25 protein-coding genes and 1 other annotated feature are annotated in these 25766 nt (G+C 35.2%); of the genes, 19 read left to right on the forward strand and 6 right to left on the reverse strand.

Features of this window, described 5'->3' with window-relative positions:
• The first annotated feature begins 114 nt into the window (after positions 1-114).
• The 4 genes from mvk to fni are packed head-to-tail and all read left to right on the forward strand — an operon-like array spanning position 115 to position 3904.
• Positions 115-993 (forward strand): mevalonate kinase, encoded by an 879-nt coding sequence (mvk, locus tag A3GU_RS0102075; protein WP_018365881.1) that lies wholly within the window; start codon positions 115-117, stop codon positions 991-993.
• Entirely contained in the window at positions 975-1919 is a 945-nt protein-coding gene (gene mvaD / locus A3GU_RS0102080; protein WP_018365882.1) for a diphosphomevalonate decarboxylase, read from the forward strand. The genes mvk and mvaD overlap by 19 nt, the downstream gene beginning before the upstream one ends.
• On the forward strand, positions 1912-2919 hold the full coding sequence (locus A3GU_RS0102085) for a phosphomevalonate kinase (protein WP_018365883.1): 1008 nt from the start codon (positions 1912-1914) through the stop codon (positions 2917-2919). Before mvaD ends, A3GU_RS0102085 begins: the two co-directional genes overlap by 8 nt.
• A complete protein-coding gene (fni, locus tag A3GU_RS0102090) occupies positions 2912-3904 on the forward strand; it encodes a type 2 isopentenyl-diphosphate Delta-isomerase (protein ID WP_018365884.1) in 993 nt (330 codons plus the stop codon). The genes A3GU_RS0102085 and fni overlap by 8 nt, the downstream gene beginning before the upstream one ends.
• 81 nt (positions 3905-3985) lie before the next feature.
• Here fni and A3GU_RS0102095 read toward each other — a convergent pair whose 3' ends face one another.
• Positions 3986-5263, reverse strand: coding sequence for a hydroxymethylglutaryl-CoA reductase, degradative (locus A3GU_RS0102095; protein WP_018365885.1), 1278 nt, complete (start codon positions 5261-5263; stop codon positions 3986-3988).
• Positions 5250-6425, reverse strand: coding sequence for a hydroxymethylglutaryl-CoA synthase (locus tag A3GU_RS0102100; protein WP_018365886.1), 1176 nt, complete (start codon positions 6423-6425; stop codon positions 5250-5252). The genes A3GU_RS0102095 and A3GU_RS0102100 overlap by 14 nt, the downstream gene beginning before the upstream one ends.
• A gap of 194 nt (positions 6426-6619) precedes the next feature.
• Here A3GU_RS0102100 and A3GU_RS0102105 point away from each other — a divergent pair, with 194 nt between their 5' ends.
• The 6 genes from A3GU_RS0102105 to A3GU_RS0102125 all read left to right on the forward strand — a co-directional run bounded on the left by A3GU_RS0102105 (position 6620) and on the right by A3GU_RS0102125 (position 10860).
• Positions 6620-7459, forward strand: coding sequence for a thymidylate synthase (locus tag A3GU_RS0102105; protein ID WP_018365887.1), 840 nt, complete (start codon positions 6620-6622; stop codon positions 7457-7459).
• Positions 7460-7540: 81 nt separating this feature from the next.
• A complete protein-coding gene (locus tag A3GU_RS0102110) occupies positions 7541-8038 on the forward strand; it encodes a dihydrofolate reductase (protein WP_018365888.1) in 498 nt (165 codons plus the stop codon).
• A 20-nt stretch (positions 8039-8058) separates the two neighbouring features.
• Positions 8059-8229: a hypothetical protein gene (locus A3GU_RS10170; RefSeq protein WP_156812683.1), complete on the forward strand. Its 171-nt coding sequence runs from the start codon at positions 8059-8061 to the stop codon at positions 8227-8229.
• A gap of 34 nt (positions 8230-8263) precedes the next feature.
• Positions 8264-9493 (forward strand): ATP-dependent Clp protease ATP-binding subunit ClpX, encoded by a 1230-nt coding sequence (gene clpX / locus A3GU_RS0102115; protein WP_018365889.1) that lies wholly within the window; start codon positions 8264-8266, stop codon positions 9491-9493.
• 10 nt (positions 9494-9503) lie between these two features.
• A complete protein-coding gene (gene yihA, locus A3GU_RS0102120; protein ID WP_018365890.1) occupies positions 9504-10103 on the forward strand; it encodes a ribosome biogenesis GTP-binding protein YihA/YsxC in 600 nt (199 codons plus the stop codon).
• Positions 10104-10137: 34 nt separating this feature from the next.
• The gene (locus A3GU_RS0102125) at positions 10138-10860 is read left to right on the forward strand and encodes a hypothetical protein (protein WP_018365891.1); all 723 of its coding nucleotides are present in this window, start codon (positions 10138-10140) and stop codon (positions 10858-10860) included.
• A 61-nt stretch (positions 10861-10921) separates the two neighbouring features.
• On the opposite strand, the gene A3GU_RS0102130 is transcribed toward A3GU_RS0102125, so the two are convergent.
• A complete protein-coding gene (locus A3GU_RS0102130; protein ID WP_018365892.1) occupies positions 10922-13027 on the reverse strand; it encodes an AAA family ATPase in 2106 nt (701 codons plus the stop codon).
• Positions 13028-13297: 270 nt separating this feature from the next.
• Positions 13298-13434, forward strand: a sequence feature (ribosomal protein L10 leader region).
• A gap of 27 nt (positions 13435-13461) precedes the next feature.
• Between A3GU_RS0102130 and rplJ the strand changes: the two genes are divergently transcribed.
• The 3 genes from rplJ (at position 13462) to aphA (ending at position 15524) form a co-directional block, all read left to right on the forward strand.
• The gene (gene rplJ, locus A3GU_RS0102135; RefSeq protein WP_018365893.1) at positions 13462-13962 is read left to right on the forward strand and encodes a 50S ribosomal protein L10; all 501 of its coding nucleotides are present in this window, start codon (positions 13462-13464) and stop codon (positions 13960-13962) included.
• 65 nt (positions 13963-14027) lie between these two features.
• Positions 14028-14393, forward strand: coding sequence for a 50S ribosomal protein L7/L12 (gene rplL, locus A3GU_RS0102140; protein WP_018365894.1), 366 nt, complete (start codon positions 14028-14030; stop codon positions 14391-14393).
• Between the two features lie 384 nt (positions 14394-14777).
• Positions 14778-15524, forward strand: a complete 747-nt coding sequence (gene aphA / locus A3GU_RS0102145; RefSeq protein WP_018365895.1) for an acid phosphatase AphA — start codon at positions 14778-14780, stop codon at positions 15522-15524.
• Positions 15525-16066: 542 nt separating this feature from the next.
• On the opposite strand, the gene A3GU_RS0102150 is transcribed toward aphA, so the two are convergent.
• Positions 16067-16984: a polysaccharide deacetylase family protein gene (locus A3GU_RS0102150; RefSeq protein WP_018365896.1), complete on the reverse strand. Its 918-nt coding sequence runs from the start codon at positions 16982-16984 to the stop codon at positions 16067-16069.
• A 221-nt stretch (positions 16985-17205) separates the two neighbouring features.
• On the opposite strand from A3GU_RS0102150, the gene A3GU_RS0102155 reads away from it, so the two are divergent.
• The 6 genes from A3GU_RS0102155 to A3GU_RS0102180 all read left to right on the forward strand — a co-directional run bounded on the left by A3GU_RS0102155 (position 17206) and on the right by A3GU_RS0102180 (position 23411).
• Positions 17206-18474, forward strand: coding sequence for a bifunctional folylpolyglutamate synthase/dihydrofolate synthase (locus A3GU_RS0102155; RefSeq protein ID WP_018365897.1), 1269 nt, complete (start codon positions 17206-17208; stop codon positions 18472-18474).
• 237 nt (positions 18475-18711) lie between these two features.
• Positions 18712-19611, forward strand: a complete 900-nt coding sequence (murB, locus tag A3GU_RS0102160; protein ID WP_018365898.1) for a UDP-N-acetylmuramate dehydrogenase — start codon at positions 18712-18714, stop codon at positions 19609-19611.
• A gap of 28 nt (positions 19612-19639) precedes the next feature.
• Positions 19640-20794: an ABC transporter ATP-binding protein gene (locus tag A3GU_RS0102165; protein WP_018365899.1), complete on the forward strand. Its 1155-nt coding sequence runs from the start codon at positions 19640-19642 to the stop codon at positions 20792-20794.
• On the forward strand, positions 20778-21572 hold the full coding sequence (locus A3GU_RS0102170; RefSeq protein WP_018365900.1) for an ABC transporter permease: 795 nt from the start codon (positions 20778-20780) through the stop codon (positions 21570-21572). Before A3GU_RS0102165 ends, A3GU_RS0102170 begins: the two co-directional genes overlap by 17 nt.
• The gene (locus tag A3GU_RS0102175) at positions 21569-22345 is read left to right on the forward strand and encodes an ABC transporter permease (RefSeq protein WP_018365901.1); all 777 of its coding nucleotides are present in this window, start codon (positions 21569-21571) and stop codon (positions 22343-22345) included. Before A3GU_RS0102170 ends, A3GU_RS0102175 begins: the two co-directional genes overlap by 4 nt.
• Positions 22338-23411 (forward strand): ABC transporter substrate-binding protein, encoded by a 1074-nt coding sequence (locus A3GU_RS0102180; protein ID WP_018365902.1) that lies wholly within the window; start codon positions 22338-22340, stop codon positions 23409-23411. Before A3GU_RS0102175 ends, A3GU_RS0102180 begins: the two co-directional genes overlap by 8 nt.
• 57 nt (positions 23412-23468) lie before the next feature.
• Here A3GU_RS0102180 and A3GU_RS0102185 read toward each other — a convergent pair whose 3' ends face one another.
• Positions 23469-24140 carry a response regulator gene (locus A3GU_RS0102185; protein ID WP_018365903.1) on the reverse strand — a complete coding sequence of 224 codons (672 nt, stop codon included), beginning with the start codon at positions 24138-24140 and terminating at the stop codon, positions 23469-23471.
• A gap of 1 nt (position 24141) precedes the next feature.
• Complete coding sequence (locus A3GU_RS0102190; protein ID WP_018365904.1) at positions 24142-25665, reverse strand: Spo0B domain-containing protein; 1524 nt, start codon at positions 25663-25665, stop codon at positions 24142-24144.
• Positions 25666-25766: the final 101 nt, after the last annotated feature.

Below are 25766 nucleotides of genomic sequence, written 5' to 3' on the forward strand. Positions count from 1 at the left end.
TAGGATAAGTAAGTTTAAAAGCTTGATAAAGAGGTTACTTATCGCATTTTCTGTCTATTTAGTGTAAAATAGTAAGGTAATATTAAAGATTAAGATATTTGAAAAGATAAGGTTATGAGTGAAAAAATAGGAATTGGTAGGGCACATAGTAAAATTATTTTAATGGGAGAGCATTCTGTTATTTATGGTTTCCCAGCTATTGCTTTGCCTTTAAAAGACATTGAAGTTGTCTGTCGGATCAAAAAAGCTAAAAAGAAATTACAATTTGATTTTTATGATACCCTTTCAACAGCTATTTATGCGGCGCTCGATTATTTACAAATAAAAGAGAAGCCCATTTCATATGAGATTGTTTCTCAAGTTCCACAAAAAAGAGGGATGGGTTCTTCAGCTGCAGTTTCTATTGCTGCAATCAGAGCTGTTTTTTCTTACTTTGAAGAGGATTTGTCAGATGAACTTTTAGAGATCTTAGTTAATAAGGCAGAAATTATTGCCCATACGAATCCCAGTGGTTTAGATGCTAAGACTTGCCTAAGTGATTATGCCATAAAATTCATTAGAAATATTGGGTTTGAAACGCTTGCTATTGATTTGAATGCTTATTTAGTAATTGCTGATACGGGTATTCATGGTCATACAAGAGAAGCAGTTAATAAAGTAGCCAAATATGAAGAGAGTAATCTTCCTTATTTAACCTTGCTTGGTAATTTGACTGACAAGGTAGAAAAGGCTATTACATTAAAAGATAAAGTAAGCATTGGTTTTTATATGAATGAAGCACATCAAGCCTTAAAAGCTATCGGAGTCAGTGTTAATAAAGCCAACCAGCTAGTAGATTTAGCAGTAGCTAATGGTGCTTTGGGAGCAAAAATGTCTGGTGGTGGTCTAGGTGGTTGTATTATTGCACTGGTAGATAATGAAGAAAAAGCAAAAATGATTAGTAAAAAATTAATAGAAGAAGGGGCTGTGAATACGTGGATTCAAAAACTGTAAAAGTTAAATCGTATGCTAATATTGCTATTATTAAGTACTGGGGAAAAGAAGATTATCAAGAGATGATTCCTTCAACAAGTAGTATTTCCCTTACTTTAGAAAATATGTTCACAGAAACAAGTCTCCATCTTCTTCCCAAATCAGCTGGTAGGGACTATTTTTACATTAATCAGAAGCTGCAGAATCAAGCAGAGCATGCTAAAATTTCTGCTATTATTGATCAGTTTCGTCAAGATAAAGAAGCCTTTGTAGAAGTTAGAACACAAAATAATATGCCAACAGCAGCTGGTTTATCTTCAAGTTCAAGTGGCTTATCAGCATTAGTCAAGGCTTGTAATGAATTGTTTCAAACAGGACTTAGCCAGTCTCAATTAGCTCAAAAAGCAAAATTTGCCTCTGGTTCTGCTTCCCGTTCTTTTTTTGGGCCTGTGTCTGCCTGGGACAAAGATAGTGGTTGTATTTTTAAGGTTAAAACAGACTTAAAATTGGCTATGATTATGCTTGTCCTTAATGATCAGCCCAAGGCAATCTCTAGTCGAGAAGGAATGAGACGCTGCCGAGAGACTTCAAGTGATTTTAAGAAATGGGTAGAAAAATCAGAAATTGATTATAAAAATATGCTGACTTATCTGGAGACTAATGATTTTAAACAGGTTGGTCAGTTAACAGAGTCTAATGCCTTAGCTATGCATGCAACAACCAGTACTGCTCAACCTTCCTTTTCTTATTTAACAGAAGAAAGTTATCAAGCAATGGATAAGGTGGTAGCTCTAAGACAAGAAGGTTATCAGTGTTATTTTACAATGGATGCGGGACCTAATGTAAAGGTTTTGTGTCTTGAAGAGGATTTGGAAAGCTTGGCTAATGTATTTGCTGAGGATTACCAGATTATTGTTTCAAAAACTAAGGACTTTGCAGATGACTAGTTATCAGGTTCAAACAGGTGGAAAGCTTTATATTGCAGGTGAATATGCTATATTAAACCCTGGTCAAACAGCCCTTTTAATCAATATTCCTATCAAAATGACAGGACAGATTGAGGATCATTCGGACTTTGTGATTTATTCTGATATGTTTGATTATTGTGTTGGTTTAGAAGAAGATAAGAATTATAAGTTTATTCAAGCAGCTATTGAAACCATGGCACTTTTTATGGGCAAAAAAGTGACTGACCTTCCAGCATTTAAGCTAACAATAAATGGTAAAATGGAAGCAAATGGCAAGAAGTATGGGATTGGCTCTAGTGGCAGTGTAACTGTTTTAACCATTAAGGCCTTGGCTGTCTTTTACAATTTAAAATTAACCAAAGACCTTATTTTTAAACTAGCCTCTTACACCCTTTTAAAATTAGGTGATAATGGATCTATGGGTGACATTGCTTGTATAGCCTATGATGATTTAATCTCTTACAGGTCATTTGACCGAGAAATGGTCAAGTCTTGGTTAGTAGATAAAAGTTTTGAAGAAATCATCCAAGCAGATTGGCATTATGCTATTCAGGTCATTAAGCCACAGTTAGCTATGACTCTTTTAGTTGGCTGGACAAAGCAACCTTCTATTTCAAGAGAAATGATTATTAGAGTTAAATCAAAAATTAATCAGTCTTTTTTGGAAAAAATTGAAAAAGCAACGCTTATTTGTCAAAAAAGCCTAGAAGCAGGTGATAAAAATAAATTTATCACAAGCCTTGAAAGTCTAAGCAATCTATTAAACAATTTAGACCAGTCTATCTATCATCCTAAACTAAGGCAACTAAAAGAAGCTAGCTTGGGTCTTGACAGTGTCGCTAAATCATCAGGGTCAGGCGGGGGTGATTGTGGTATTGCCTTTACATTTACCAAGCAAGCCGAAAAAGAGATAAAGACAAGATGGGCAGAAGATGATATTGAACTCATCTATCAAAAGAGTTGGGGGACTTATGACTAATCGAAAAAATGATCATATCAAGTATGCTTTAAAATACCAATCTTCCTATAATTCATTTGATGATATTGAGTTGATACACTCTTCTTTACCAAATTATGATTTAGCAGAAATTGACTTATCAACCCACTTTGCTGGACAGGATTTTGATTTTCCTTTTTATATTAATGCCATGACTGGTGGTAGTGAAAAAGGCAAAGCTGTTAATGAAAAATTAGCCCGAGTAGCTCAAGCAACAGCTATTCCAATGGTGACAGGTTCTTATAGTGCAGCTTTAAAGAATCCTCATGATAGGTCTTTTCAATTACGACAGGTGGCACCCAATCTTAAGTTGGCAACTAATATTGGCTTAGATAAGGATATTAGTTTAGGCTTACAAACGGTTGCAGACATGAAACCTATTTTTTTACAAGTCCATATCAATCTCATGCAGGAACTTTTGATGCCTGAAGGGGAAAGAGAATTTCGTTCTTGGCGAAAAAATCTTAAAGATTATGCTGAACAAATCCCAGTCCCAATCATTTTGAAAGAAGTAGGCTTTGGGATGGATCTTAAAACAATTGAAACTGCGCGTGCGTTAGGGATTAAAAGCTTTGACATTTCGGGACGAGGAGGAACCTCTTTTGCATATATTGAAAATCAAAGAGGAGGCAACCGTTCTTATCTTGATCAATGGGGACAAACCACAGCCCAATGTCTATTAAATTGTCAATCAATTAGCAATCAAGTAGAGATACTAGCATCAGGTGGCATTAGACATCCCTTAGATATGATTAAGGCCTTGGTATTAGGAGCAAGAGCAGTAGGACTATCTCGGACCATGCTAGAGTTAGTAGAAACCCATCATGAAGAAGAAGTCATCCAGTTAGTCAATGGCTGGAAAGATGATTTAAAACTAATCATGTGTGCCCTTAACTGCCAGAAAATAACAGACCTCAAAAAAGTAGACTACCTACTATATGGAAGATTAAAAGAGGCAAATAGATAAAAAAGAAACTTGGTTATTAAACGGATACTCTCAATTGACCTTAAGCAGTCAGCTTGGAGTAGAGTTTAATACCAGGTTTCTTTATTTTTTTCTAAGAGTAATCAGTAATTCTTGTGCTCTTGCTTGATTCATATGTTTTTCATTTAATAGCAAGGCTGTTAAAGGGGGAATTTCTTCCTGACTGGCACCAGATAATAAGGCGAGGGATTTAGCCTGTAATTTCATATGGCCTGCTTGGATACCAGTATCTGTCAAAGCTTTTAAGGCGGCAAAGTTTTGTGCTAAACCAGCACAAGCAATAATTTGGGCTAAGTCTTTGGCGCTAGGATTTTCTAAGAGGTCATGGCTAATAATAACACTAGGGTTTAAGCCAATAGAGCCACCTTTTGTTGCAATGGGCATAGGAAGAGTTAATTCTCCTTTGATAAGCTGTTCTTCTTTATCAAAGTGCCAGCTTGAAAGGCCTTTGTAGTTCCCATCTTTTGCTGCGAAGGTATGACAAGCAGCCTCAATAGCTCGCCAATCATTACCAGTAGCTAGTACTAGGGCATCAATGCCATTGAAAATTCCCTTGTTGTGTGTAGCGGCCCTATAAGGATCAATTTGAGCTAATTGGCTGGCTAACTCTATTTTTTGAGCTAATTGCTGAGCTTTATGCTTATCTCGGTTCAAAAAACGAATGGGAATAGAACACTCTACACTTACTAGGGATTCAGTAGCATAATTTGAGAGAATAGCCATTAGGCTTTTTCCCTTAGAAAGGTCTTCTAAGTGTGGAATCAAGGCCTCCATCATGGTGTTAATCATATTGGCCCCCATTGCTTCTTGGGTATCAACCTTTAAATAAACAATGAGAAAATTTTCTTTTACTTGCGCCTCAATGTATTTTGCGCCTCCTCCTCGTTTGACAATTGATGGGTAAGCTTGGTTAGCCATTTCCATTAAGTAGCTCGCAGCAGCTTGGATAGAGGCCTGTGCTTTATTAAAATCAGGGACATCATAGAGGGCTACCTGGCCAATCATCTGTCTCTTAATGAGGGTCGCTTGAAAGCCTCCAGCTTGTCTAATTAGCTTTGCGGCAAAACTAGCAGCTGCTACAACAGAAGGTTCTTCTGTAACATAAGGCAAGTGATAGGTCTTATTATTAATAAGAACATTTGGCACAATGCTAAAAGGTAGAGAAAGTCTTCCGATGACATTTTCAGCCATTTGATTAGCTATTTCTAATGCTAATTGTTGCTGATTGTCAAGTAGTTTTTGACTTTCTTTAGACAGCAAATGATAATCTCTAATCGTGTCTTGTCTTTCCTCTGGTGATTTTTTAAAAAAACCACTCCAATTTTGTTTATGACTTGTCATTTTTTTGATAAATCCTTTGGTGTTGGTTAATAGCAGTTAGGCAATAAGCTCCAGAAAGATAATCTTTGAAGCTGGCATTTCCAAAACTATCCAGATTTGGCTCTTCATAAAAAAGCTCCTCATATTCTGCCACAGATAGTACTTTACGATTTGCTAGGCTGTCGAATCTGTTTTCTTTCAACATATTGTGGTAGCCTGGCACTAATTCTAAACTGAAAATTTCACTGACAGCCCCAGAGCCATAGGAGAACATGCCAATCTTATCTCCTGCCTTTAAAGCTCTGCTATTCTCCAAAAGAGAAAGAAGGGATAAATAAAGAGAACCGGTGTAGATATTTCCCACCTGTTTACTATAGATAATTGATGTGTCAAATGCCTCTTGGAGCTTGTCTTTTTGTTCATGAGTGAGACTAGAATCCATAATTTTAGTCAAGCCTTTTAGAGCTAGCTTTGGAAAAGGGATATGTAAGCAAAAGGCAGAAAAGTCTTTTAAACTGACCTTATTTTTAAGCTGATATTCTTGCCATGTCGTCATTAAAGAATCAAGATATTGTTTGGTTGAAAAGATACCATTGACACATGGGGTTGAAGAATAATTAGGTCGCCAAAAGTCCATAATGTCACGCGTTTGCGCAAGGTTATCATGATTTAAGATAAGGATGCGGGGATCAGCTTTAACAAGCATGGCAATACTACCAGCTCCTTGAGTAGGTTCTCCAGAAGACGCAATGCCATAGCGAGCAATATCACTGGCAATAACAAGAACCTTAGATTGAGGATGCATCCCTACATGTAATTTAGCATAGTCAAGAGCGGCAGTAGCGCTGTAGCAGGCTTCTTTCATTTCAATTGAACGTGCAAAGGGCTGAATATCTAGCAAGTGATGAACATAGATACTGGCAGCTTTTGATTGGTCAATGGAAGATTCAGTTGCTAAAATGACCATATCAATTGTTGCTTTATCATTATCATCTAATATTTCTTGGCTGGCTGTTGCAGCAAGTGTCACAATATCTTCTGTAATAGGAGTAATGCTGATAGCATCTAGCATGAGCCCTTTACTGTATTTTTCAGGATCTACGTGGCGAGCTTCTGCAAGATCTTTCATTTTTAAAACATATTGGCTAGTAGCAAAGCCAATTTTATCAATTCCAATTTTCATTACTTTCCCTCTTATTTATAGAAATTCTAACGCTAATATTCTAACATATTTTCAGAAAAAAGAGGATTTTAAGACATGAAGTTTTTTTGAGGAGCTATTTCTTCTTGAGCTGGGCTCTTAGAGACTTTTCTTCTAGCTATTTTTAAAAATTTTGGTAAAATAATAAGCAACGTATAAGTAAGAAAGGTTTTATCATGACAAAAGCAGATAGGATTTTTAAAGAGAATATCAAGAGAATTTTGGAAGATGGTGTGTGGAGTGAACAGGCTAGACCAAAATATAAAGATGGTAAAACTGCAAATTCAAAATACATTACAGGTTCCTTTGCAGAATATGATTTGTCAAAGGGTGAATTTCCCATTACAACTTTGCGGCCGATTCCAATCAAGTCAGCTATCAAAGAGCTTTTATGGATATATCAGGACCAATCAAATTCCTTAGATTTACTTGAGCAAAAGTATAATGTTCATTATTGGAATGATTGGGAAGTAGACAAGACAAGAACTATTGGGCAACGTTATGGTGCTGTAGTAAAAAAACATCAGATTATTGATAAGATTTTAAAACAGTTAGAGGAAAATCCATGGAATCGTAGAAATGTTATCTCCCTCTGGGATTATGAGGCCTTTGAAGAAAGTGATGGCTTATTGCCTTGTGCCTTTCAGACCATGTTTGATGTTAGACGTGTAGATGGAGAACTATATCTAGATGCTACCTTGGTTCAACGGTCTAATGATATGCTAGTAGCCCATCATATTAATGCCATGCAATATGTGGCTCTTCAAATGATGATTGCTAAACATTTTGGTTGGAAACTAGGCAAGTTTTTCTATTTTGTTAATAATCTTCACATTTATGATAATCAGTTTCAACAAGCAAATGAATTATTAGAACGTCAAGCATCAGAGCGTCAGGCACGTTTGGTTTTAAACGTGGCTGATAAGACAAATTTCTATGATGTTAAGGCTGAAGACTTTGAATTAATAGACTATAATCCAGTCAAACCTCAACTCAAGTTTGACCTAGCTATCTAGGCTTAATAGTACATTTTTTTATGAGCAAAATTCTTAAAATTTTGGTAGAATATATAGAGTTATAGTAAAGGGATGTAAAAAATGACAAAAGAAATTATTGCTATTTGGGCAGAAGATGAAGATGGCGTTATTGGATTAAATCAAAAACTTCCTTGGCACCTTCCAAAAGAATTAAAACATTTTAAAAATACTACCTTAAATCAGTCTATTTTAATGGGACGTGTTACCTTTGATGGTATGAACCGTCGTATATTACCTGATCGTCAAACTCTGATTATGACGAGAGATGACTCACTTGAAATTGATGGTGTTTTAACAATGACTAGCCTTGAGAAGGTCTTAGAATGGTACCATGCTCAGGAAAAAAATCTCTATATCATAGGAGGTAGTCAGATTCTTGAAGCTTTTGATGGCTATTTTAATAAGGTTATTAAAACAGTTGTACATGGCCATTTTGAGGGTGACACCTATGCTCCACAGTTAGATCTTTCAGATTATCAGGAAGAAAGTCACTTTTTTTATGAAAAAGATTCTGAAAATCCATATGATTTTACAGTTCATGTTTTAGTTAAAAAATAATTACTGGGAGACTTTAACCAATGCAACGTAGTATTTTTGGAGTATTTACGGCTTTTTTGTGTGCCATTTGTGTACTCTGCGCTATTGCGGCAATTAAAAAGAATCGTTATGGACTAGGATTCTTATTTTTATTAAATGCTTTTACTAACCTAGTCAATACCATACATGCTTTTTATGGTACCTTATTTTAAGAATCGTTATGTTATATAGAAAGATAAAGGAATTATGGCAGTAAATCGAACTACAGATATTAAAGTACACTGTTCATTTTGTGGAAAAAGCCAAGATGAAGTCAAAAAAATTATAGCAGGAAACAATGTCTTTATTTGTAATGAGTGTGTGGCATTATCACAAGAAATTATTAAAGAAGAATTGGCAGAAGAGGTTCTGGCAGATTTAACAGAAGTGCCTAAGCCAAAAGAATTGTTAGACATCTTAAATCAGTATGTGGTTGGTCAAGATCGTGCTAAACGTTCTCTAGCGGTAGCCGTTTATAATCATTATAAACGTATTTCCTTTGCTGAAAGTCGTGATGACGAAGAAGTAGAACTTCAAAAATCAAACATTTTAATGATTGGTCCTACGGGTTCTGGGAAGACATTTTTAGCTCAAACTTTAGCCAAAAGTCTCAATGTGCCCTTTGCTATTGCTGATGCTACTTCCCTAACAGAAGCAGGCTATGTTGGTGAGGATGTTGAAAATATTCTTTTAAAATTGATACAAGCAGCAGATTATAATGTTGAACGTGCACAACGTGGGATTATTTATGTGGATGAAATAGATAAGATTGCTAAAAAAGGTGAAAATGTTTCTATTACACGTGATGTTTCTGGTGAAGGTGTTCAACAAGCCTTACTAAAGATTATTGAAGGTACAGAAGCCAGCGTTCCCCCACAAGGTGGCCGTAAACATCCTAACCAAGAAATGATTCAAATTGACACTAAAAATATTCTCTTTATTGTTGGTGGTGCTTTTGATGGTATAGAAGATATTGTTAAACAACGCCTGGGTGAGAAAATCATTGGTTTTGGTCAAAATAATCGTAAAATTGATGAGCAGAGCTCATATATGCAAGAAATTAACTCAGAAGATATTCAAAAATTTGGACTTATCCCAGAATTTATTGGACGTTTGCCTGTTGTTGCAGCCTTAGAGCAATTAAAAACAGAAGATCTTATTAAAATATTAACTGAACCTAGAAATGCCTTGGTTAAACAGTATCAAACCTTGTTATCATATGATGGTGTAGAATTAGAATTTGATCAGGAAGCTTTGGAAGCTATAGCTAATAAAGCCATTGACCGTAAAACAGGGGCCCGTGGCCTACGTTCTATTATTGAAGAAACTATGCTAGATATCATGTTTGAAATTCCAAGCCAAGAAGATGTTGTCAAAATTCGTGTTACTAAAGAAGCTGTAAATGGCCAAGAAAGCCCTATTTTAGAAACAGCATAAGGGAGAATGGATGTCTGAGGAAAAATTTTTAAATACACATAATGCCTCAATTTTACTGAGTGCTGCCAACAAAAGTCATTATCCCCAAGATGATATTCCTGAAATTGCCCTGGCTGGCAGATCCAATGTGGGAAAATCAAGTTTTATCAATACCATACTTGGACGGAAAAATTTAGCTCGTACTTCTGGAAAACCTGGTAAGACCCAGTTGCTTAATTTTTTTAACATTGATGATAAAATTCGCTTTGTGGATGTTCCTGGTTATGGTTATGCTAAAGTTTCAAAAACAGAGCGTGCCCGTTGGGGAAAAATGATCGAAGAATATTTAACCAGCCGTGAAAATCTAAGAGCAGTTGTGAGTCTGGTTGATCTTAGACACCAACCTTCTACAGAAGATGTCCAAATGTATGATTTCTTAAAATATTATGAAATTCCAGTTATTATCGTGGCTACCAAGGCAGATAAAATCCCTCGCGGAAAATGGAATAAGCATGAATCCATCATCAAAAAGAAACTTAACTTTGAAGCTAGTGATCACTTTATTATCTTCTCTTCTGTAGACCGAGTAGGCGTAGACCAAGCTTGGGAAACCATTTTGGACCATATCTAACCCTAAACAGAGTATGCTTAAATAGGAAAAATGAATGTCAAAAAATAAAAATGTCTTGGATTTATCCACTCCAGAATCTAGAGGTAAAACGAGCAAATTAGCCCTTATCATTGCTAGCCTTCTTTTAATCATAGCTCTAGCTTTCAGCTATCGCTATTACTCTAATAGAATTGAAGGGAAGTGGCAGTCTAACTCTCTTGACAGTATTTTACAAGAAAAAATGCAAAAAGACCTGTCAGAATTCAAAGACAGTTTAAAGATTGACATGACATCTAATGAACTTATCTCTAAACCTCAATTGATGATTACTGTTAAAAATAATCACTTACAAATGACTAGTGATTTAAGCATCAACAAAAAAGTTCTTATAGATTATATTATGGCCTCCTTTGAAGGCCAGCTGAAAGAAGTTTTAAAAGAAGAGAATCTTCAAATAGATGACTTAAGTCCTCAAATGAAAGAGTCTATTCAAAATGCAATTCCTAGTAAAAAAATAGTTGAACAAACAATTGATAGTGAATTGACTAAAGCTGCCTTTGAAGTAGGAGGGCACTATAACTCTTCAAAAGGTATTCTTACAACCCACCTTCTTTCTGGAAGAGTCAACCCTATTCTAGGAACAATTAAAATAACATCCCTTAACAAAAAAGCTGATCTTTTTACTCAAAATAATAAAAAGACCGACTATAGACATTATAAACTAGCAGAAGGTCGCCTCATTTTATATGGTGATAAAACAGTTACCTTTACAAAATAAGACAAGATAAAAGTCCAAGGATAGTAATAACCTTGGACTTTTTGAGTCATAAGCTTTCTTTTTAGGAGTTTTTCTGACTAATAAGAATACCATTTTCAGTGCTATCAGCATATAAATCTTTAACTTCTGGATGATCAAGGTAAAAATCAGTAATTTTATCTTGAATTTCCTGCTCAATAACACGACGTAAAGGTCTAACTCCCATTGCATAATCGTAACCATGCTCGATTAAATAGTCTTTAGCCTTATCGGATACACTAAGCTTAATACCCTTTTTAGCGATGGTTTTGTCAACTTCACTAAGCATTAAATTAACGATAGCTTTCAAATTTTCTTTTTTAAGATGAGAAAATTCAATCACTCCGTTAAAACGATTTAAAAATTCAGGTCTGAAATAAGGAGCAATGCGTTCCATAATGGTTAATTTTTCATCTTCTTTCCTATCTTCTTTTTCATGCCCAAAACCAGCATTGGAAGTGGCAATAATGACAGTATTTTTAAAGTTTATGGTATTTCCTTGACCATCTGTTAGGCGACCATCATCTAAAACCTGTAAGAGTAAGGTTATTACTTGAGAATCAGCTTTTTCAATTTCATCTAACAGAATTATGGAATAAGGATTACGACGAACACGTTCAGTCAAGGTATTATTATTATCATCGTAACCAACATAACCAGCAGTAGTTCCTATTAGTTTTGAAACAGCTGTACGATCACTATATTCTGACATATCTAGTCTGATAATGGCATCTTTAGATCCAAACATATCTAAGGCTAGCTGTTTTGCCAGTTCTGTTTTACCCACCCCTGTGGGACCGACAAATAAGAAGGACCCAATTGGACGATGTCCGTCATCAAAACCAGCACGATTACGCCTGATAGCTTTTGCGACTGCATTAACAGCTTGATTTTGACCAATAACATGGCTCTTTAGACGGTTACCAATTTCTTTTAAGTGCTCTAAATCACTGGCACCCATCTTTGAAACAGGAATTCCAGTTAAACGTTCAACGGATTGAGCAATATCATTGACTGTCGCAGTAACTTTTTGCCCTTCAGAGTGGTTTTCCATTTGTTTTTGTAATTCTTCGATTTTAGTTTTAGCATTCAAGGCTGCTTCAAAGTCTTCACTTTCAACAGCTTTTTCTTGTTTATCTTTTTCAGCTTTAATAGCTTGTTCTAAAGATTTCAAATCAGTCACTGGATGCTGAGCTGCCAAATGTGCAGCTGTCATATCTACTAAGTCAATTGCCTTATCTGGCAAACTTCTTTGTGGAATATATTGAATAGAGTAATCAACAGCAGCCTTTAACACATTATCAGGTAGGAGAACATTATGATGCACTTGGTAGAGATTTCTAATTCCCATCAAAATATGGAAGGTATCTTCAGCTGAAGGAGCATTTACTTTAACTTCATTAAAACGACGGGCTAGAGCAGCATTTTTTAAAATAGTATTTCGATATTCATCCTGAGTAGTTGCACCGATAACAGTTAATTCACCACGTGATAAAGCTGGTTTTAAAATATCAGCTAACCCTTTAGAGCCACTGTCTCCACCGGTAGAACCTGCTCCTAAAATTTGATGGATTTCATCAAAGAAAAGAATAATATTTCCAGCATCTTTGATTTCTTTAATTAAATTTTGAATGTTTTCTTCAAAGCTTCCACGATATTGGGTACCAGCTTCTAAACCAGAAATATCAATGGAGATAATTTCTTTGTTTTTGATTGAAGCAGGCACATCCCCATTAACAATTGCTTGTGCCAAGCCTTCAACAACAGCTGTTTTACCTACTCCAGCATCCCCTACTAAAACAGGGTTATTTTTGGTACGTCTTGATAATATTTCAGCAGTATCTTGAATTTCTTTGTTTCTACCAATAACAGGATCTAAATGACCATCTCTAGCTTCTTGAGTTAAATTGGTACCTAGTTTTGCTAGGAGACTATCTTTTTGTAAAGGAGTAGTACCTGCTTGTTGAGTTTCTTGGTTTGTTGGAAGCTGTCCAGTTTGACGATAAGTTTGAAATTCTTCAGGGCTAATGTCTCTGCCATTAATCATGTAACGGCGATTTTCACTATTGAAGCCACCCATATTCCCCATTAGTTGATTGAAAATATCATCCATATTTCCAAAAGGATCTTTTCCATAATAATTTGACATATTAGTTACCTCGATTTCTAGATCATAGATTTAGATACTATGATATGATTGTTCATTTTGAAGGAATATTAGTTCAATTCAGCGTTATAATTTTAATAAAAGCTGAATCAGCTAATTGTAAAACTAGGTTACTAATCACCTTCTGATACTATTATAATATAAAGGTCAATAAAGGTCAAATAAAATCAAACTAATTTGAAGGATATAAAAAAATAAAAGAATTAGTGTTTTTGTATTGACAGATGAGTGGTTATAAGCTATAATTAGTATAGTTTTGAGAAAAACTGACCTAAGACAGTAGGGGAGCAATGCTCATAATCTTCCTACCGAGGCACAAAACGTCATTAAGAGAAATAACGTATTTGTACTTTCGTGTCTAGGTTTAGGTACGATTTTTTTGTGCCTAAGCAAAAAATAATTACGGAGGTAAACTAATGAGTGAAGCAATTATTGCTAAAAAAGCTGAACTAGTTGATTTAGTTGCTGAAAAGATGAAAGCAGCAGCAAGTATTGTTGTTGTTGATTCACGCGGGCTTACTGTTGGTCAAGATACTGAACTTCGTCGTTCACTTCGTGACAACGGCATTGAGTTTAAAGTTATCAAAAACTCAATCTTATCACGTGCAGCTGAAAAAGCAGGGCTTGGTGATATGAAAGATCTTTTCGTAGGACCATCTGCTGTAGCATTTTCAAATGAAGATGTTGTTGCACCAGCTAAAATTATCAACGATTTTGCAAAAACTGCTGATGCCCTTGAAATTAAAGGTGGAGCAATCGAAGGTTCAACTTCTTCAAAAGAAGAAATCATGGCTCTTGCGTCATTGCCAAACCGCGAAGGTATGCTATCTATGCTCCTTTCAGTACTTCAAGCACCAGTTCGCAACGTTGCATATGCTGTCAAAGCTGTTGCAGAAAGCAAAGAAGACGCTGCTTAATGTGTCTACAAGTAGCCTAAGGTTACAATACTAATTTATTAACTTAATATTTGGAGGAAATTACAATGGCATTGAACATTGAAAACATTATTGCTGAAATTAAAGAAGCTTCAATCCTTGAGCTTAACGATCTTGTAAAAGCTATCGAAGAAGAATTTGGTGTAACTGCTGCTGCTCCTGTAGCTGCTGCAGCTGCTGGTGGTGCTGAAGAAGCAACTAAAGATTCATTCGACGTAGAATTAACATCTGCTGGTGACAAAAAAGTTGGCGTTATCAAAGCAGTTCGTGAAATCACAGGACTTGGTCTTAAAGAAGCTAAAGGTCTTGTCGATGGAGCACCTGCTAACGTTAAAGAAGGCGTTGCAGCAGCAGAAGCTGAAGAAATCAAAGCTAAACTTGAAGAAGCTGGAGCTTCAGTTACTCTTAAATAATAGAGCAACTACTCAAGTAGCCTAAAAACATGATTAAACCACTATTCTTCGGAATAGTGGTTTTTTGTTTACTTGAAAAGGGGGAAGCTATTTGTAAAGTCCATCAAGTATAGTGATAACTTGTGACTTGATCATCTTCGTAACGTGAGTATAAATTTACTTTGTACTCTTTCCCTTACCTTTATATCCCACTCTTTGAGTAATAGCTTTGAGGGGAACGTTGTGTTCTGCTAGAGTGCTAATCAGAGTATGTCATAATATGTGTGAAGAAGACTTTCTAATAGGAACTAAACGATTCAATTGTTTTGTAATCGCTTGCATAACAGATTTTATCTTGGTATCCTAATCTAGGAAATTATTTTCATTATATTTATGGAGGTGCTTATGAAGAAACGGAAAAAACGAGTGATAAGTGGTCTTTTGATTTTAGGAATAGTCGCAACTTCATCAGCAATAGTTGAAGCTAGTGGGCCAAAAGTAGCTTATACACAAGAGGGGGTGACAGCTATCTCAAACAATAATAACGTAAAAGTATCTATTGTTTCTATTGAAGATATTCAAAAAAGTTTAGATGGTAAAGAGCCAACGACTGTTAGCTTTGATATCGATGATACATTACTTTTTAGTAGTCAATATTTTCAGTATGGAAAAGAATATGTAACACCAGGGTCTTTTGATTATCTTCATAAACAAAAATTTTGGGATTTGGTTGCAAAGCGAGGAGACCAAGATTCTATTCCTAAAGAATACGCTAAGAAATTAATTGCTATGCATCAAAAACGAAGGGATAAAATTGTCTTTATTACAGGAAGAACAAGAGGTTCAATGTATAAAGAAGGTGATATTGATAAAACCGCTAAAACATTAGCTAAAGCTTTTAAATTAGATAAGCCCATTGCTATTCACTACACTGGAAACAAAGCTATTAAGCCTTATAAATATGATAAATCCTATTATATAAAAAAATATGGTTCAGAAATTCATTATGGAGATAGTGATGAAGATATTCATGCAGCAAGAGAAGCAGGTGCCAAACCTTTAAGAATTTTAAGAGCCCCTAATTCTACAAACTTACCTCTACCACAAGCTGGAGGATATGGTGAAGAAATTTTAGAAAATTCAGCTTACTAATAGTTAACTAATCCGTGACAGAACTTTTATCCCCTCTCGACTTAAAGTAGGAGGGGATTTTAAGATGCTTTTTGATGAAGAAAGCTAGTTAATTGAATGTGCAATAGTGTTACACAGCATAGTGTAATTTGATTGTTTGTTTTTTTGATGACTCCTATAGTGCTGTAAACAATTTTACATTTAGTGTTATTTGGAAAACTTTTATGAATAGTGAACCTAGTAAGGCTATTCTTTTAGTTTCTCATTAACCATTAGGCATTGTAGATTATGATTCTACAATTGACTTCTTTAATAATTTTGGAACAAATCGAGTTGCAAAAGCTATGTTTAATATAGAAAGAACCAGAGACGGCATTTTTATAAGGATGCAAAGATATGATTGCTATAATTTGCCCAATATTATCGGAAAACAGGGTCAAAAGGAGAATTGTAAAGATAATTAAAAAGAGTATCGAAGAAAAATTAAAAAGTATAACTCTTATAAAAGATAGGAGTCATACTTTATGTTATTTAGTGATTGAAAAAAATCCTCGACTTTCTCTTTATTCTTTAATAGTATCTAATAAGAGTTGGGCTGTGGTTGTTGGGAGTATTCTGACTCGATTAAGGGATAGTAGGCCATTAGCTGCGCTGGCTAGGCCCTCATTGGTAGTTACTCCAAGCTTGTAATGAAGTTTTTTGGCAAGTTCTAATGTTGTATCCGTGTATCGTCCTGAAGGATAAGCAATGGCAATCGTATCTTGTTTGAGATTTTTATCTAAATAATGTTTAGAGTCTTCCATTTCAAACTGCTGGGTGCTAGGATCTGAGACAGAAAGGTCTGGGTGATGGACAGCATGGTCTTGGAAGGACATACCACTAGTTTTCATTTCTTTCATTTGTGCAAGGGTGAGGTTAATAGGGCTCTTATTTTCAGTCAATCCTGTTATAACATTATTAGTTGCTTTGGCATGATATTTTTTCAATATAGGGTAGGCAACATTGTAAAAATCAATCATACTATCATCAAAGGTTAACCAGACCACTTTTTTAGCAGGTAGTTCATTTTGGCTTAAAACACGAAGTGCTTCCTCTGGAGATAAGAAGTAGTAACCATCTTCTTTGAGTGCTTTAATCTGGTTTTCAAAAAGAGTTGGATCGACAATCAGATTAGCATTAGCAGTCTCCTCAGGCCCCATAACATGTACAGCATGGTACATAAGGATAGGGATTTTGAGAGGATTTTCTTCTTTATGCCAGCTTACTTTAGTATCTTGCTCTGAATCAGGTTTTTGCTCAGAGTTCTTTTTTTTATTTTGGCTACTTGTTTGACTAGTTAGCTGTGATTTTACTGTGGTAGTTGTAGAAGTGCTTGTATATTTATGATACAAGACAAAAACACCTATTAAAGTAGCTACTAAAGCTAAAAGCAAAACAAAGATGCCAGTAAAGGATTTCTTTTTTCTTCTTCTGTTTTTCATATGAGTCTCCTGAATTTTTCTGTTTTTATTATAGCACTTTTATTCTAGCTCAGTATAAATTTTCTGCCTTCAATTTGTTAAAACTATTCATTTATCCCAAAATTTGTTATAATTAGCCAATATTTTAGAATCAATTTGAGGAAGATTAGGAAGTAACTAGGAAAGATTAATCTTTTGAAAGGTGGTCTTTTCTTTTTAATAATTTTTCACAGGGAGTATTAATGACGTATCAGCAAGCATTAGAATGGATTCATAGTCACAGGAAGTTCGCCTCTAAGCCGGGTCTAAAACGCATGCTTTGGGCCTTAGAAGAACTAGATAATCCCCAGGATAAATTACTTGCTGTCCATGTGGTTGGCACTAATGGTAAGGGGTCTACAGTAAATAATGTACAGCATATTTTTACTGCTGCAGGTTATGAAGTTGGAACCTTTGTTTCTCCTTATATCATGGACTTTAAAGAAAGAATAAGTCTCAACGGGCAGATGATTTCAGAAAGAGACTTTTTAAGGCTGATTGAGGTGCTAAAACCTTTAACAGACAGAGTTTTACTAGAGACAAGTCTAGGTCCATTTACAGAATTTGAAGTAATAACCCTAATGATGTTTCTTTATTTTGGACATCTTCATCCAGTTGATATTGCAATTATTGAAGCAGGTTTGGGTGGCCTATATGATTCAACAAATGTTTTCAAGGCCGATTTAGTTATTTGTCCCTCTATTGGTTTAGATCATCAAGCCATTTTAGGACAGACTTATGGTGAAATTGCTAAACAAAAAGCTGGAGTCATCAAAGAAGGACAAAAAGTTCTGATAGCTATTGATAATGAGGAGGCTAAGCAGGTTTTTAGAGAGCAATCAGCCCAGATGTCAGCTAGCTTGTATGACAATCAAAAGGACTTTCAAATGCTAAACCAGGGGGAAAGCTACCAATTTCAGTCTCCTTTAGGTGATATTAATGCTATTCAATTGGCCATGCCTGGTCAGCATCAAGTGACAAATGCTGCTCTTGCTATTATGGCTAGTCTTTTACTTAAGGAGACATTCCCTCAGATAAATGAAAGGGCTATAAAAGAAGGCTTGAAAACTAGCTACTGGCTAGGTAGAACAGAACTATTAAGGACAAATCTGATGATTGATGGATCCCATAACAAAGAGAGTTTGCTTGCTTTGATAGCTGTTTTAAAAAAGGACTACGCAGATAAAAAGATTCATATCCTATTTGCTGCTATTGAGGGTAAGCCCATTGAAGTTATGCTTAAGCTTTTAGATAGGCTTGGCCATTTGCAAGTAACTGGCTTTGAATACCCTACTGCCTATCCACTTAAGAACTATAATCAGTCTTATAAGAAGGTTTCAGACTTTAAAGAATGGTTAAAAGGGATTAACTATGATAGTAAGGAAGACTTTTACCTTGTAACAGGTTCATTGTACTTCATTGCACAGGTTAGACAATACTGGTTTTTAAGTCAAGCAGCTAGCAAGCAGTAGACCTTTTTGAGAAAGTTAGGATTCTTATATTTCTTGCTTAAGTTTTTTGTAAATGGAGTGAAAATCTTTAGTCTAGACTAGCTAAGTGGATAAGGTTTTTGTATTAGGATTTAGTTCAGTTATAGCTCTGCTATTATTAAAAAAAATCGTTATTTTTTGTAAAATTTGATATAATAGAATCGGCTTTGTGCTGATTTTTTTGAGTAATAAAGTAAAGATCTGGAAAGAAGAAAACCCATGTTAAATGAACTTAAAGGTATTGATATTAGAATTGATGAACCCTTAAAAAAATATACCTATACTAAAGTAGGTGGTCCAGCTGATTACCTAGCTTTTCCACGAAATCGAGTTGAATTATCACGGATTGTAGCCTACGCTAATCGCAACAAGATTCCTTGGCTTGCTTTAGGGAATGCCAGTAATCTTATTGTCCGAGATGGTGGTATTCGTGGCTTTGTGATTATGTTTGATAAGCTAAACACGGTGAAAATCAACGGCTATACCCTAGAAGCTGAAGCTGGGGCCAATCTTATTGAAACAACAAAAATTGCAAGGTTTCATAGTTTAACTGGTTTTGAATTTGCATGTGGCATACCTGGTAGTATCGGGGGTGCTATCTTTATGAATGCAGGAGCTTATGGAGGAGAAATCTCCCATATTTTCTTATCAGCTAAGGTGTTAACCCCTCAAGGAGAAATTAAGACTTTAGATGCTAAAGATATGGCTTTTGGTTACAGACATTCCTCTATTCAGGAGTCTGGAGATATTGTCATTTCTGCGAAGTTTGCTCTAAAACCAGGTAATTATGAACAAATTGATCAAGAAATGAAAAGACTTAATCATCTTCGTCAATTAAAACAGCCCTTAGAATATCCTTCCTGTGGTTCTGTCTTTAAACGTCCTCTTGGGTATTTTGCAGGACAGTTAATTATGGAAGCAGAGCTTAAAGGCTATCGTTTAGGTGGCATTGAAGTCTCTCAAAAACATGCCGGTTTTATGGTCAATATTGCTAAAGGTAAAGCCCAAGATTATGAAGATCTTATTGCTCATGTCATCAAAAGAGTTGAAGAAAAGTCTGGAATTACTTTAGAACCAGAAGTTCGTATTATCGGAGAGCCCTTATTTAAAAGTAACTAACGAAAGCCCTATGGAGGATTTATGACAATTGACTAATCCAATTATCACATTTGTGAATGTTTCAAAAACATTTGAAGACAATGACACCAAAGTATTAAACAATATTAATTTTGAGCTGGAAGAAGGGAAGTTTTATACCCTCTTGGGTGCTTCTGGTTCAGGCAAATCAACTATTTTAAATTTAATTGCGGGACTTTTAGATGCTAGCAGTGGCGATATTTATTTAGATGGAAAGCGGATTAATGATCTTCCCATTAGTAAGCGAGATGTTCACACCGTTTTTCAAAACTATGCCTTATTCCCTCACATGAACGTCTTTGACAACGTAGCTTTTGCCTTGAAATTGAAGAATGTTCCTAAAAAAGAAATTGCTGCTCGTGTGCATGAAACCTTGAAAATGGTTCAGCTGGATGGCTTTGCCAAGCGTCCTATTCAGAAGTTATCAGGTGGTCAAAGACAGCGGGTTGCCATAGCTCGTGCTATTATTAACCAACCACGTGTCGTCTTATTAGATGAACCCTTGTCTGCTCTTGATTTAAAGCTGAGAACGGAAATGCAGTATGAGTTGCGTGAACTCCAACAAAGATTAGGCATAACCTTTGTCTTTGTAACCCACGACCAAGAAGAAGCTTTGGCTATGAGTGATTGGATTTTTGTTATGAATAATGGAGAAATTGTTCAGTCAGGAACTCCGGTAGACATTTATGACGAGCCTATTAATCACTTTGTTGCTAATTTTATTGGGGAGTCAAATATTATTAGTGGAACAATGATTGAGGACTATTTGGTTTCCTTTAATGGCAAAACATTTGAATCTGTTGACGGTGGAATGAGACCAAATGAAGCTGTAGAAGTCGTTATTCGACCAGAAGATTTACAGATTACCCTACCAGAAGAAGGAAAACTACAGGTAAAAGTTGATACCCAACTCTTTCGAGGAGTCCACTATGAAATTATTGCCTATGATGATTTAGGAAATGAATGGATGATTCATTCTACTCGTAAAGCCATTGAGGGTGAAATAATCGGTTTAGATTTTACGCCAGAAGATATTCATATTATGCGTCTAAATGAAACAGAAGAAGAATTTGATGCCCGTATAGAGGAATATGTAGAAATGGATGAGCAAGAAGAAGGCTTGATTAATGCTATTGAGGAGGAGAGAAATGAAGAGAACAGCTAACTTTTATTCTCTGCCTTACTTTCTTTGGGTTTTACTCTTTGTGTTAGCTCCCTTAGCCCTGCTTTTTTACAAATCATTTTTTGATATTCAGGGTCATTTCACCCTAACAAACTATCAAACCTTTTTTAGCTCATGGACCTATCTTAGAATGAGTTTTAATTCTATCTTTTATGCTGGAATTATAACTCTGGTCACCTTGTTCATTTCATATCCTGCTGCTTATTTTTTAACAAACCTAAAACATAAGCAACTCTGGCTAATGATGATTATTTTACCAACATGGATAAATCTTCTCTTGAAAGCCTATGCCTTTATGGGGATTTTTGGTCAAAAAGGAGGGATTAATGCCTTTTTAAGTTTTATTGGTATTGGCCCTCAGCAAATCCTTTTTACTGACTTTTCATTTATCTTTGTGGCCTCGTACATAGAGTTACCCTTTATGATTCTTCCCATTTTTAATGCCTTAGATGATATTGATGACAATGTGATTAATGCTAGTCGGGATTTAGGAGCAAATGACTATCAAACCTTTTCTAAAGTTATCTTTCCCTTGTCCCTAAATGGGGTTCGAGCGGGTATTCAATCTGTATTTATCCCAAGCCTAAGTCTTTTTATGCTAACAAGACTGATTGGTGGAAACCGTGTCATTACCTTGGGAACAGCCATTGAACAGCATTTCTTAACCACTCAAAATTGGGGTATGGGATCAACTATTGGGGTTATCTTAATTTTTACCATGCTGGTGATTATGTGGGTTACAAAGGAGAGAAATAGATGAAAAAATTATCCTCAATTTATTTAACCTTTACCTTTGTCTTACTGTATATTCCCATCTGTTATTTAATCTTTTATTCCTTTAATAAAGGTGGGGATATGACTGGATTTACAGGTTTTACCCTTGAACATTATCAAGCCCTCTTTGCGGATAGTCGCCTGATGTCAATCTTGTTGCAGACCTTTGTTTTGGCTTTTTTGAGTGCCTTGTTTGCTACTGTTATTGGAACTTTTGGTGCTATTTATATCCATCATGTTCGCAAAAAATATCAAAATATCATTTTGTCTACTAATAATGTTTTGTTAGTATCACCTGATGTTATGATTGGGGCTTCCTTTTTAATTCTTTTTACCACCTTTAAATTTCAATTGGGAATGTTTTCAGTCTTACTAAGTCACATTGCATTTTCCATACCAATTGTCGTTTTAATGGTCCTGCCACGCTTAAAAGAAATGAATCAGGATATGATACATGCAGCCTATGACCTTGGAGCAAGTCAATTTCAAATGTTAAAAGAAGTCATGCTACCTTATTTAACACCAGGAATTATTGCCGGTTATTTTATGGCTTTTACCTATTCTCTTGATGATTTTGCCGTAACTTTCTTTTTAACAGGAAATGGCTTTACCACACTTTCTGTAGAAATTTACTCACGCGCTAGACAAGGAATTTCTTTGGAAATCAATGCTCTGTCAACAATTGTCTTTTTCTTCTCTATCTTATTAGTAATGGGCTATTATTATATCTCACAAGAAAAGGAGGAAAAGCATGCGTAAACTATATTCATTTTTAGCAGGAATTATTGCTATCATCATTATTTTGGCAAGTCTTTCCTTCTTTTTGCAGAAAAAATCTGGCTCAGTTAATCAATCAGAAAAATTAGTGATTTATAATTGGGGAGATTATATAGACCCCGCTTTGCTAAAAAAATTCACTAAAGAAAGTGGCATTCAAGTTCAGTACGAAACCTTTGATTCTAATGAAGCCATGTATACTAAAATAAAACAAGGCGGCACCACCTATGATATAGCAGTACCTAGTGATTACACTATTGATAAGATGATTAAAGAAAATCTTTTATACAAGTTAGACAAATCACAGTTAGAAGGAATAGACAATCTAGGTAAGGAATTCTTAGGAAAGAGCTTTGATCCTCATAATGATTATTCCATCCCCTATTTTTGGGGAACTGTCGGGATTGTTTATAATGAAAGCTTGGTTAAAGAAGTTCCCAAACATTGGGATGACCTTTGGAAAGCAAACTATAAAAATAGTATCCTCCTTGTTGATGGCGCCCGTGAAGTTATGGGTATTGGTTTAAATACTTTTGGCTATAGTTTGAATTCTAAAAACTATAAGCACTTAGAGCAAGCTGAAAATAAACTACAAGGACTTACGCCTAATATCAAAGCCATTGTTGCTGATGAAATGAAGGGTTACATGATTCAAGGAGACGCAGCAATAGGGGTTACTTTCTCTGGTGAAGCTAGTGAAATGCTCTCAAATAATAAAGATTTGCATTACCTGGTTCCCTCAGAAGGCTCTAATCTGTGGTTTGACAACTTGGTTATCCCAAAAACCATGAAGCATAAAAAAGAAGCCTATGCCTTTATTAATTTCATGCTGAGACCTGAAAATGCTGCACAAAATGCAGAATACATAGGCTATGCCACACCAAATAACAAGGCCAAAGACTTACTTCCAGCTAAGATAAAAAATGATAAGGCGTTTTATCCGAGTCAGGAAACTATTAATAAACTTGAAGTTTATGATAATTTGGGTAATCATTGGTTAGGCATCTATAACGACCTTTACTTACAGTTTAAAATGTACATAAAATAAGAGCATAAAATACTGACCTAGTTATAAACTAAGCCAGTATTTTTGTATGGAAAGAAGTCATAGCCTACTATAGACACGGTAAGGTCGACCAACCTTAGTATAAATTTGCTGACTGCTTAGCTGTTTATTTTCTTCCATAAAAGCAATATATTTTCGAACAGAAACATGGGATAACTTAGAAGCATCCGATAAGCTTTGGATAGTAAAGGGTTCTTCAATAGTGTCTATACTTGCTAAAATAAGATCCAGAGTTGATTGTGATAGGCCTTTTTCTAATAAAAGATTTTCTTTACTTGGATTCCTTTGACTATTAGTTCTTAACTGATCAATCTGTGATTGTTGGATAGGACCATGATTTAACTGTTCCTTATGTGTGATAAAAAGAGCAATACTTTCTTGAAAACGGTCATAGGTAAATGGTTTAATCAGATAATCAATAATACCAAGATGAAAACCAGATTTAATAATCTTGCCATCATTAGCTGCTGAAATAATAATGACTTCACAGTTGAGATGCTCTCTTCTTAACTTTTCCAAGAACTCCATGCCATTGCCATCTTTGATGTGAATATCCAGCAAAACCAAGTCAATTTTGTAGGAAATAATTTTTTGATTGGCATCTTTTATAGAATCAGAAGAAATAATTTTATCAAAAAAGCTTGTTTTTTCAAGATAATTACGGTGAATAAAGTCAACCATAGGATCATCTTCTATAATGAGTACATTCATTTTAGTCTCCTATATATGGGGTTGTTACAGAAATAGTAAGGTGTTTATCAATGATTTCTTTATGAAATAGTGACCTTGTATCAAGCAGGAGCTGTTTGAAATAGTGAGTATCAAAGATAGCTTCAAGTTGCTCGGCAGAGATAGTTTGATCCAAAAAAGAATATTGACTAATGAGATAATTCGTTTTATAACTAATACTCATCAGAACTTCTTTGGGTTTTAAATGGGTCAAGCAAGTGGTATGGATATATTGGTAAATTTTAAGGCAATTATTGAGTTGGTGTTTTGACTGACAAGCAGGAATATCACTAACCATCTCAAATTGGAGCTTACAATTTAATTCTTTATACTTTTCTTGCTCCCCAATTAAAAAACTTGCTAATAAAGGCTCCTTGATTAAAACAGAAAGGCTGGTAACAATCTCACTTTCAGGCTCTAGAATACTGTCAAGGTAGATTTTCAATTGATCATAATAGGCGATATCTACTAGACCATAAATGACATGTAACTGGTTCATAAACTTATGTGTTTGAGCCTGGAGGGCAGAAGCATAGGTTGTTGTGTAGACAAGCTGTTCCAGGGTATTAATAGCATTTGCTGCCTCTCTTAAGAAAATGAGATAACCTCTCAGACTTCCTTTGACACTGATAGGAGAAATAGTTACAAGATAATCTTCCTCACAAAAACGAAAGAGCTGGTCATGGTATTGTTTTAAATCAAGAGTATGAAAATCTGTAAAAATATCTTCAATTGTTTTACCAATCAGAAATTCTTCTTGCATTTTTGTTAAGGCTAGATCTTTGGCTGATTGGTTAGCTAAGCTAATAGCATGTGTTTTATCAATAATAAAGACGGCTGCCTCAATTTGATCTAACATGGCATTACGTTCTTCTAACAACTGATAAATTTCACTAGGTTCTAGATTATGTAGTTGCCTTTTTAAACGAAGGGAAATAAAGCTAATTACACATAAACTAACTCCTAGACAAAGTAAGAGGGCTAGAGTATATTTTTGCTTAGACTGGGAAACAACTTCATCTATGGTTGTCAATTTAACCCCAACAGCTATAGCTCCAATTTGTTTTTTGTGGTCATCAAATACAGGAATGAGATAACGTAAAGATCTCCCTAAACTTCCTTTAGCAGTAGAGATAACTTCCTTACCTTTTAAAACAATCTTCTCATCACCACCCTGAAAAGGTTTGCCAATTTTTTCAGGATTAGGATGTGTCAATCTAATGCCCTGCATATCCATCACCACAACATAATCAAGCTTATAAGCCTTGGCAATAGTATTAGTGTAATTGTTTAGATTGTCTGAGTCTTTTTCCTCAGTCAGGGCTTGTTTAAGCTGAATATTTTGGGCAAGAATTTTGCCTGTAGAGGTCAATAAATGGCTTTCCTGCCTTTTGATTGAACCATAGGTCTCTTCGATCATGATGCCATAAAAAATAGCAGTTGTGACCAGTATCATAATCAGTAAGGTCAAAGATAAGGTTTGCCACAGTGACATGCGATGTTTCATAAAGCCTCCTATTTAATGAGTATACCATAGTTTAAGGACAAACTATTAAGTTAAATAAGTTAAAAAATTTTAAGTAATTAAACAAATTAAATAATCTATTT

The sequence above is a fragment of the Streptococcus didelphis DSM 15616 genome, assembly GCF_000380005.1.
Lineage (GTDB): Bacteria > Bacillota > Bacilli > Lactobacillales > Streptococcaceae > Streptococcus > Streptococcus didelphis.